This window comes from Winogradskyella sp., assembly GCF_045105575.1.
Classification (GTDB): Bacteria; Bacteroidota; Bacteroidia; order Flavobacteriales; family Flavobacteriaceae; genus Winogradskyella.
Window position 1 is genome coordinate 18,505 of the sequence record NZ_JBGCDQ010000039.1, and the last position, 9,705, is coordinate 28,209.

At 33.2% G+C, this 9,705-nt stretch carries 9 protein-coding genes; 4 read left to right on the top strand and 5 right to left on the bottom strand.

Annotated elements, in window-relative coordinates:
* Positions 1 to 12 precede the first annotated feature (12 nt).
* From AB8B52_RS09575 to AB8B52_RS09595, 5 genes are all read right to left on the bottom strand, one after another.
* Positions 13 to 2,805: a carboxypeptidase regulatory-like domain-containing protein gene (locus AB8B52_RS09575; RefSeq protein ID WP_406027500.1), complete on the bottom strand. Its 2,793-nt coding sequence runs from the start codon at positions 2,803 to 2,805 to the stop codon at positions 13 to 15.
* A 52-nt stretch (positions 2,806 to 2,857) separates the two neighbouring features.
* Positions 2,858 to 3,763, bottom strand: a complete 906-nt coding sequence (locus AB8B52_RS09580; RefSeq protein ID WP_406027502.1) for a GLPGLI family protein — start codon at positions 3,761 to 3,763, stop codon at positions 2,858 to 2,860.
* A gap of 129 nt (positions 3,764 to 3,892) precedes the next feature.
* Positions 3,893 to 4,747, bottom strand: a complete 855-nt coding sequence (locus tag AB8B52_RS09585; RefSeq protein ID WP_406027504.1) for a GLPGLI family protein — start codon at positions 4,745 to 4,747, stop codon at positions 3,893 to 3,895.
* A 136-nt stretch (positions 4,748 to 4,883) separates the two neighbouring features.
* Complete coding sequence (locus tag AB8B52_RS09590; protein WP_406027506.1) at positions 4,884 to 5,732, bottom strand: GLPGLI family protein; 849 nt, start codon at positions 5,730 to 5,732, stop codon at positions 4,884 to 4,886.
* A 6-nt stretch (positions 5,733 to 5,738) separates the two neighbouring features.
* Positions 5,739 to 6,110 (bottom strand): hypothetical protein, encoded by a 372-nt coding sequence (locus tag AB8B52_RS09595; RefSeq protein ID WP_406027508.1) that lies wholly within the window; start codon positions 6,108 to 6,110, stop codon positions 5,739 to 5,741.
* Between the two features lie 127 nt (positions 6,111 to 6,237).
* Here AB8B52_RS09595 and AB8B52_RS09600 point away from each other — a divergent pair, with 127 nt between their 5' ends.
* From AB8B52_RS09600 to AB8B52_RS09615, 4 genes are all read left to right on the top strand, one after another.
* Positions 6,238 to 7,779 carry a sensor histidine kinase gene (locus tag AB8B52_RS09600; protein WP_406027510.1) on the top strand — a complete coding sequence of 514 codons (1,542 nt, stop codon included), beginning with the start codon at positions 6,238 to 6,240 and terminating at the stop codon, positions 7,777 to 7,779.
* Positions 7,772 to 8,455, top strand: a complete 684-nt coding sequence (locus tag AB8B52_RS09605; RefSeq protein ID WP_406027512.1) for a response regulator transcription factor — start codon at positions 7,772 to 7,774, stop codon at positions 8,453 to 8,455. The genes AB8B52_RS09600 and AB8B52_RS09605 overlap by 8 nt, the downstream gene beginning before the upstream one ends.
* Positions 8,456 to 8,559: 104 nt before the next feature.
* Positions 8,560 to 9,351 (top strand): hypothetical protein, encoded by a 792-nt coding sequence (locus tag AB8B52_RS09610; RefSeq protein ID WP_406027514.1) that lies wholly within the window; start codon positions 8,560 to 8,562, stop codon positions 9,349 to 9,351.
* Between the two features lie 3 nt (positions 9,352 to 9,354).
* Positions 9,355 to 9,705: deoxynucleoside kinase (locus AB8B52_RS09615; RefSeq protein ID WP_406027516.1), on the top strand; the 351-nt coding region annotated here is incomplete at its 3' end.

Genomic DNA, 9,705 nt, shown 5'->3' on the forward strand with positions numbered 1-9,705 from the left:
AAAAATAATCCTCTAGAGCGTGTAAGTCAACCTAAAAGTAACAAACCTCGGCTGTACAAATGTCTCTTGACTAGAAACCGATATGTTTCCTGCGTTGTTATTAATGTTAGAAGCTATATTTAATAAGTTAGAAGCTCTTAAGGAATATTCCCATTTGGCATCTCTACCTTTTCTATAGCGCAAAGAGGCGTCCCAAGTTTTAAACGACTCTTTAACCACACCATTATCTTGCTCGCTAAATGTAAAATCTGTTTCAAAAGTTACAGCATCCCATATATAAGCATCAAAACTAACCGACGGTGCGTGTGTAACAAATCGATTGGTGTTAGTACCTTGTTCAATATCCGATTGTGTATAAGAATATCTCAACCTAACGTTTGGCGCCTCTCTAAAATTAGTTCTTATTTCTGGACGATACGATTGGGTGAAATTTTCGTTAATAGCTCGTCTTTCTTGAATAAATTGATTGTTTAAACTATAATTAAGACTAGTTCTTAAACTTGCTCTTATTTTACCAAACGTACGTTGTATAAAACCAATAGCGGACACACTCTCGTCTGCAAACTGGGAATTGAAAAAGGTACTTGTTCTAATGACACTTTCAAACTCGGTTAATGGTCTAATCTGATCTATATTTTTATTGTAAGAAAGTCTTGCAAACACATTAGTATAATTAAATAGATTAAAACTTCGGTAAGATAAACTCAGGTTGTGCGATAAAGCATTCTGTAATTCTGCATTACCAAACTGGATGTTATTAAAGCTATTTAAAACGATACCTTCAGCCAAACTAGCGACATCCGTAAAATTATTTTGAACGTTATACCTAAAAGTTAAACTCTCGCTTTTTTTAAACTGAATAAGCGTTTCAAATTCTGGCAACACCCTAAAGAAATTGTCTTCAAAGGTTTCACCAAACTGCGTATTCTTATTACCATAGGCATGAAAAGATAGACCTGGCGTAAAGGTGAATTTTCCAGATTTCAGTCTGTATCGTGCTCCTAAATAAATGTCACTAAAATTGTACTCTGTGTCATTTGAATCTAAACCACCATTAATGGTTGGTGTTGGATTCAATAATGACTCATTATCTAAAAATTGAAAAATATTAGAGTTAAAACGCTGGTTACTTATAATAGTACCAAAAGTTAGGTTGATATTACTTTTAGTATTTAAAATATTGTAGTAGTCTAATTTAGCATCTAACTGATTGGTTTGTATGCGACGCTCTTGGTTAAGGTTGTAACCAAACTGGTCTCTATCTAACCCTAAACCTTCTGCTGTGGCATCGAAAGCGTCTTCATCGACCAAATCATCATCTGGATTAAAACCGTTGTCGTTATTATCTGGATTATTAGCCAAAAGAGCGTTATAAAACGGATCTTCATCTCTCAATAAATGTTGCGCTTCTAAGGCGAAAATGTTATTTTCATTGAGTGTATAATAGTAATTTAAATTCTGATTAAGACTATAAGGTTTTACCTCATTTGATTCTTGTGTAATACCATCTACAACAGAAGACAGCAAACTTTGCTGCTCTTGTTCACTCGAAATTCGTCCTAACAAATCATAATCTAACTGATTATTAACATTAGGTTTATAAGCTGCACTTAACTTGGCTAGAAATTGATCAGTAGCTTCTCTACCTCTTTGTTCTGTTTCTTCATCTGGTGGCAAACTCAGAGATTCATCATTGGGAGTATTAGGGTCATCTGCTATTTCTGCATAATCGATAAAACGATCTTCTCTTGTTCTTATACGACTGCTATTATAAACCAAAAAACCACTTAAATCTAGTGCTTTACTAGGAGCATAACTAAAGTTAGCCGCACCAAGTTTGGTAACCACCTCTTGTGCATTTGCTATATTAGTTAAACCACCAAGTCCTGGACTTGCTAAATTTATATTTGTACCACTATTTGCGCTAGGTCTTCTAAAACCACCACCAAAATTTCTGATATCTCTATTGGTTAAAACAACTTCACCGATATTATTCATGTCACCAATTAAGTTGACACTATACTTAGGACTATAATAAAATAATTTGGGCTGTGCTAAATACAATTCATTATTTGGAGAAGGCGCTTGTCCACCACCTGCAGTGACATCACCAAACCAAAAATTCTCTTTACCTTCCTTAAGCTTAATATTTATAGCTACGTTATTTTGGTTATTCTGAACACCACTCAATTGACCTACTTCGGCATAATTTCTTAAAACCTGAACTTTATCTACCGCATTAGATGGAATATTTTTAGTAGCCAATTTGGTATCTCCGTCAAAGAAATCTTTTCCGTTAACCATCAATTTATTCACCACATTACCTTCAACCTCTATTTGACCATTCTCATTAATTTCTACACCTGGTAATTTTTCTAGAATATCTTCTAATTTCCGTTCGCTTCCATTTTTAAATGAATCTGCATTGTATATTAAAGTATCTCCTTTAATGGTGACTGGCATCTCGTAGGTAAGCTCCACAGCATCCAACGCATTATCAGATACCATTTTAAAATCCTTCGTAATATCTACTTCTTTGGTTTCTACAACTTCGTTAATCGATTTTAAACCGATATAACTAATCTGAATGGTGTACGCACCATTTTTCCCTAAAGAAATCACATACTTTCCTTTGGTGTCTGTAATGGCATAAGACTCTAACGTATTAGATTCTTTATTAATGGCAATAACGTTGGCTAGCTCTAAAGGGCCACCAATACTGTCTCTTACGAAACCTTGCATTTTAATTTGTGCAAAAGAGCTACTGGCTACTATTAAACATAATAGTATGAAAACATTCTTCATATGATGTGATTGTGTTGTTGGTTGTTTATTTTTTGGTCTGCGACTTCAGCGGTTAATTTCTTCTTCCACCTCTATTTCGTCCACCGTACATTTCACGCATTTCCTGCATTTTTTTGGTGATAATCTCTGTGTATTCTTTCTGAGTAACGACGTCTCCTTTTTCTGGTCTATCGATCGCCTCTTTTTCAGCAGGATTTAATACAATCTTTGTACAAAGTATGGTCGTACGATCTGCATTCACCTCTAAAATTAATCCTGGTAAGCCCCAAAAATCATCTGGCCCTTGGTTTACCGGAATCTGTGGAGTGTACCAAGCGACAACTTCAATCGTTTTAGGTACTTCAATTTCGCTCATGGGATCATCTGATTTCGAAATATCTTTAGAACTAATACTATCTTTTGCAACGTCTGACTTCTTTTTTTCTTTTTTATCATTATCCCCATTTCGTCGCCTCATGCTTCTCCAATCAAATTGGTCTACCGTTTTGGTTGCTGTGGCTTTAAAACAAGTGTATTGTCCAATTTGTTTTGTTTCGGTTCCCATTTTCCATTCGAGACCTTTAAGGCTGTCCTTAATTAAAAATTGTTTTCCAAAAAATTCCTGATCTTGCAGAAGTTCTTTAGATTTTACGTTTTTATACTTTGGACCACCTGAAAAACTGCTTCCAAAACCACGAAAGCCTCCACCACTTCCTGGTGCCTCTAACTTTTCATCTTCTTTATAAATAGATTCTGCTTGTGAAAAAGTTAATACATATTCCTTTTCTAAGAAGCTTTTCATCCGCTCTTGCATTTGCTTTTTTCGTTCGGGACTCATATCGCGTCCTCCCCATTCATCCATATCCATAGTTGTTTTGGATTGGTAATAGGCTTTTCCTTGAAAATCTTGTGCAAATGAATTAGCCGATACTAATACTATCACTAGTAGCGTCAGCAATTTTAATCTTAATGTTTTCATGTTAATAGATTGATGTTTTAAACAAATGTAACTTATTAAACAATTTATACTGCATAAGCTAACATTTACTAAGACTTAAGAATTGCAGAAAAGTAAAGTACGCATAAGTTAATACTATGTTAAAACCATCTACCCTCTTCTTCTACCTCTATTATTACGGAATTCTTTCATTTTTTCTACAATAATACCTTGGTATTCGCTTTTAGTAACTTCTTTACCTTTTTCAGGTGCTTTGATCTCCATCTTTTCCTTTGGATTCATTACAATTTTAGAACATAACATCGTAGTATCTCCCGCACTCACTTCTAAAATTAATCCTGGAAGTCCCCAATATTCAGAAGGGCCATGACCAACTGGAATCTGCGGTGTGTACCAAGCTTCAACAATAGTAACTTCGATTTCTGGTTCTTCTATGGTTGCAGTAGCAGAATCGGTTTCCTTTGGTGTGTTATTTCTTAACTTACTCCAAGAAAAATCGTACCAGGTTAACTCATTTGTTGGAATTGCAGCTGTTGCTTTAAAACACATGTAGTTACCAATTTGCTTAGATTCTTTACCCATTACCCATTTTATAGGTTGTAAACTATCTTTTACCAAGAAATTTTTACCATAAAATTCTTGATTTTGAACTTGCATATTGGTCTTTACATTTTTATACTGATCTCCAGGTGTGAAATTTTTTCCCCAAGAATCTGTAGCACCAGACATGGCATCTAGCTTATCTTCTTCATCAAAAAACGACTCTTCTTTATTGAAAGTTAATACGTAAGTTTTCTCAAGTCGGTTCTTAAGTCGTGCAGCAACTTGCTTTTTTTGCTCTTCACTCATTCGTGCTCCCCAAGTCCCTAAATTCATTTTAGATTTAGAAAAATAATAGGCTTGGCCTTGAAACTCTTGAACTTCTTCTTTCTCTTCAGTCGTAAATGCACTTGAGACTAATAACGTCAGTGCAATAGCACCAAATTTTAGTAAAATAGATTTCATAATATGGATTGATAAATTGATTCTTGTTTATCAAATATAGAAAAACCCTAAACAAGCAGTTTCGCTTTACAATAATATTAACAGAACTTCATCTCTTTTTTAATTTCTGAAGTGCTTCTAACTTTAACTAAACCCTTTAGCCTCCAATAGATATTGTAATTGCTCCGTCTTTGGAACCACGACTCGGTGCGTAGTGTTCTAACATTTCTTTTCGCTTTTTATCCATAATGGCGTCGTATTCTTTTTGGTTCACTTCTTTACCCTTTGTAGGTTGTTCAATTTCAATTTTATCTTCAGGATTAATAACAATTTTACTACAAATAATAGTTAATTTTCCGTCGTGTATTTCTAAAATTAAACCTGGTAAACCTTGATACTTTGCAGGCCCATTACTTACAGGAACTTGTGGAGTATACCAAGCTGTAACCGTGCGCTCTATCATTTCGGGTTCATCCTGAGTTTCTTCTTCATTTTCAGAGTTATTGCTAAAATCAAGATTCGGCTTTGACACCTGTTTTGTGTAAGTCGCCTTAAAACAGAGATACTCACCAATATATTTGGTATCAGATTCTAGTTGCCAGTCAATTTTTGAAATGGAGTCCTTAATTAAGAACTTTTTACCCATAGTTTCTTTTTGATCAATGTAGTTCTGGTCTTTTACGTTTTTATAAAACACATCATTACCTCCACTACTGCCAATCATCTGGAAGTCGACACCTCCAATCTGTGGTTTTTCTAATTCTACTTCTTGCTGATATATAGAAGAAGATTTATCAAACGTGAGTATATACGTTTTCTGAAATTGCTTTTTCATCATCTCCATCATTTGGTTTTGCAACGCATCATTCATTTTGGTGCTATCCATTTTGATATCTATTTTACGTTGTGTTCGGTAAGTTGCAATTCCTTGGAATTCTTGAGCCTGTGATGGTACAATATATATTAACATCAGTGCCGCTATGGCTATTCTTACAAATAATGTCATACGCTTTTAGTCTTTATTATGATAATAATTAATTGCAGCGGTTCGTATTTTTTCAACGCTTTTTATAAACTGCCCTTCTGCGTTACTTTTGCCTTCTACTTTATAAGATAGATTCGATTTTTTTCCATTAGACATCGTTTCTCCATTACAAATAATTTTAAAAGATACGATTTCATCATCGTCAGAGGATTCAATAATTTTTTTAATATCCTCAATTTTAAAAGAATTTTCAACATCCATTGCTGAATCGACCGTAACTATAATTGAAATATTTTCTACTTTAGTTGTTTTCTGAACTACCATTCCGTTCAACGATTTTGACTGACCAAAACTGAATATGGATAATAATAAAACTAAACTTGTCATTACATTTTTCATGATATCTATTATTTTTAAGATTAATACACTGCAAATATGAGAAGCACTTATGGTGTTTTCAGTTAACTAGTGTTAACGTGTGTTAACCGATTGAGATTGTTTGAGTTTTAACCTCTACTTTTGATTTATGAATAACAAAAAATACAGATGGATTCTATATACCATAGTTAGTGTAATTGCCGCAACTATTGTTATACAAATTTATTGGAATTACAAAAACTACCAAACTAACAAACAGCAACTCATTAACGATGTCCAAGCAAGTTTAGATAAAGCAGTTGACGACTATTATGCAGCGCTTGCGGAAAACACCACCGTTGCATTATTTTTGGAAGGTGACTCACAAAAAAACGCGTTTGCCGAAGGAGGTAAATTAGAAAATTTCTTTAAAAAAAGTATTGATACGGTCAACAACAAATTTACAAACCTAGACGCATTAGACATCAATAAGATAGATGGAATTACTATGGTTAAAGGGATTCAACTAGATTCTATGACTGCAGAACACAAAAAGAAATACCCTTCTATTTCAAAAGACTCTTTCAAAAATACTGTAAAACAATTAAAACGTCTAAAAGGCAATTCAGCACTCTCTAATATTGAAATGTTAACTTCTAAAATAGTAGTTTCTATAAAAAATGACACACTTAATTTAAAAGAGGTAGACAGTTTTTTGTCGACTGAATTTGAAAGAAAAAATATAAAAATAAAAAGTAAGCTAAACTATTATAAATCCGAAGACCAAAAAAACTTTAGTAAAGAAGCAGACTCTAAATTTCTAGATAAGGTTGGCTCATTTGAAAAACATTCATTGAAGACAATTTCCAAATCCACATTTTTACCAAAGCAAAGCATCTTAGAATTACATTTTACAAATGAAACTCAAACAATTTTAAAACGCAGTCTTACTGGTATTCTCATTTCTACATTACTCGTTTTTGGTGTTATCAGTTGTCTATTTTATCTTTTAAAAATTATAAATCATCAAAAACAATTAGCCGAAGTTAAAAACGACCTTATTAGTAACATTACCCACGAATTTAAAACACCTATTGCTACCATTAGCGCTGCACTAGAAAGCATCAGTAATTTTAATGCTATTGATGATAAAGCCAAAACAAAGAAATACCTAAACATGTCTTCTGAACAATTAGGAAAGTTGACTATTATGGTTGAAAAATTATTAGAAACTGCCACTTTAGATAGTGATAATTTAGAATTGAATAAAGAACCTTTTGATATCATTATATTACTACAAGATTTAATAACCAAATATCAAATGCAATTTCCTAACAACACCTTTCAGCATGAATTGCCAACAGATAATTTAGTGGTTCATGCAGACCGCTTTCATATTGAAAATGCAGTCAATAACATTTTAGATAATGCCGTTAAATATGGTGGTACTGACATTTCTATTGATCTAATACAACGCAAGGGAAACTTCAGTATTTCAATTTCAGATACAGGTACTAACTTAACCAAAGTCCATAAAGATCAAATTTTTGAGAAATTCTATCGCGTACAAAAAGGAAACACACACGATGTGAAGGGCTTTGGAATTGGACTATATTACAGTAAATCTATTATCGAAAAACATAATGGTTTATTAGCTTTAGAACTTCATAAAAATAAAACCACATTTAAAATCACACTTCCACATGTCTAACAAAATAAAACTTCTTCTGGCTGAAGACGAAGCCGCTTTAGGTCAAATTATAAAAGAAAGTTTAGAGACAAGAGACTTCGATGTTTTGCTTTGTGAAGATGGTGAAGTCGCCTTAAAAACATATCAATCTGAATCACCTGAAATTTTAGTGCTCGATGTAATGATGCCTAAAAAAGATGGTTTCACCTTGGCTAAAGAAATTAGAGCTATCGATAGTACTATTCCAATCATATTTTTAACGGCCAAATCGCAAACTGCAGATGTGGTTGAAGGATTTTCCATTGGTGGAAACGATTACCTAAAAAAGCCATTTAGTATGGAAGAATTAATTGTTAGAGTACACAATTTAGTAGAACGCACCACCACTCAGAAAACAGCTTCACAGATAGAGATTGGTGATTTTAGTTTCGATTTCCCTAAGCAACACCTTACTTTTAAAGAAGAAAAGCCAACTCAATTAACTCATAGAGAAGCGCATCTTTTATTTCATCTCATAAAAAATAAAAACCAAGTATTAGACCGTTCTATAATTTTGAATAAACTTTGGGGAACCGATGATTTTTTCACAGCAAGAAGTATGGATGTTTTTATTAGCAAACTTCGTAAAAAGTTGAAGCGTGATGAACGTATTCAAATTATTAATGTACGTGGTTTTGGATATAAGTTGACGGATTGAGCTAAGACCTTTCAGGTTTTGAAAACCTGAAAGGTCTGGGTACTGAATCTGGCGCAATTTTTGTAATTTTCAACCTGTTATTCAAACTTATTATTCAAACCTTTATGCAAAAGCTCGTTTTTTTATTTATTTTCTTTAGCGCACTTTGCTGTTCGCAACAAGAAACACAGCAAATTACAGCCACCTTAAAGGATTCAACAAAGCTTAAAGCCAAACATATTTTCGGAATTGACACCTTTAACACACTTTATTATACTTCCGAAAACAATTCGTTTCATAAAAAAACGAAAGACACAACCATCACATACGCCAACTTTCAATTGGGAGAAATCACCACAGCAAATGCTTTTAATCCGTTAAAAATAAATTTATTTTATCGCGATTTTAATACGGTTGTGGTTTTAGACAACCGTTTGGCTGAGATTTCAAAAGTTGACTTTAACACGATTCAGCCTTATAAAAATGTATCTTTTGTGTCTTCGGGTTTTGATAATACACTCTGGCTATTTAATCAAGATTTTCAGTATTTAGAATTGTACGATTATAAAACTCAAAAAGTAAAACTAAGAACGGTACCTGTGCAGTCTATCGTTTTAGATTTAAAAAGCGATTATAACTATTGCTATTTGCTTACCGAAAATTATCTTTATGTCTATAATTACTTTGGCAGCCTTATACAAAAACTAAAAAACACGGGTTACGAAAGTCTTGCTTTTAGCAAAGCGCATTTAATTTTAAAAAAAGAAAACAACCTTTATCTACTCGAAAAAAATAAGACTGAAATAAAACGGATTACACATCCAAAAATGTTAATAAATCAGTTTTTGGTAACCAACGAAACAGTGTATATTTACGACGAAAAATTACTTCGTTACTACCAATTAAAAATAGAATAGATTATGCATGTTGCTGTTGCAGGAAATATAGGTGCCGGAAAAACAACACTCACAAAACTACTAGCCAAACATTACAAATGGGAAGCACAACTCGAAGATGTGGTTGACAACCCTTATTTAGATGATTTTTACAATCAAATGGAACGTTGGAGTTTTAACCTACAAGTCTATTTTTTAAACAGTAGATTTCGCCAAGTTAATCAAATACACGATAGCGGAAAAGACATCATTCAAGACAGAACGATTTATGAAGACGCACATATTTTTGCACCAAACTTACATGCGATGGGCTTAATGACCAATCGTGATTACGAAAATTATCGTTCACTTTTTGATTTAATGGAATCCTTTGTA

Coding starts and splice junctions, on each gene's coding strand:
- AB8B52_RS09585 (WP_406027504.1), bottom strand. CDS start 4,747: ATGAAATCTATTTTACTAAAATTTGGTGCTATTGCACTGACGTTATTA.
- AB8B52_RS09605 (WP_406027512.1), top strand. CDS start 7,772: ATGTCTAACAAAATAAAACTTCTTCTGGCTGAAGACGAAGCCGCTTTA.
- AB8B52_RS09595 (WP_406027508.1), bottom strand. CDS start 6,110: ATGAAAAATGTAATGACAAGTTTAGTTTTATTATTATCCATATTCAGT.
- AB8B52_RS09600 (WP_406027510.1), top strand. CDS start 6,238: ATGAATAACAAAAAATACAGATGGATTCTATATACCATAGTTAGTGTA.
- AB8B52_RS09610 (WP_406027514.1), top strand. CDS start 8,560: ATGCAAAAGCTCGTTTTTTTATTTATTTTCTTTAGCGCACTTTGCTGT.
- AB8B52_RS09580 (WP_406027502.1), bottom strand. CDS start 3,763: ATGAAAACATTAAGATTAAAATTGCTGACGCTACTAGTGATAGTATTA.
- AB8B52_RS09590 (WP_406027506.1), bottom strand. CDS start 5,732: ATGACATTATTTGTAAGAATAGCCATAGCGGCACTGATGTTAATATAT.
- AB8B52_RS09575 (WP_406027500.1), bottom strand. CDS start 2,805: ATGAAGAATGTTTTCATACTATTATGTTTAATAGTAGCCAGTAGCTCT.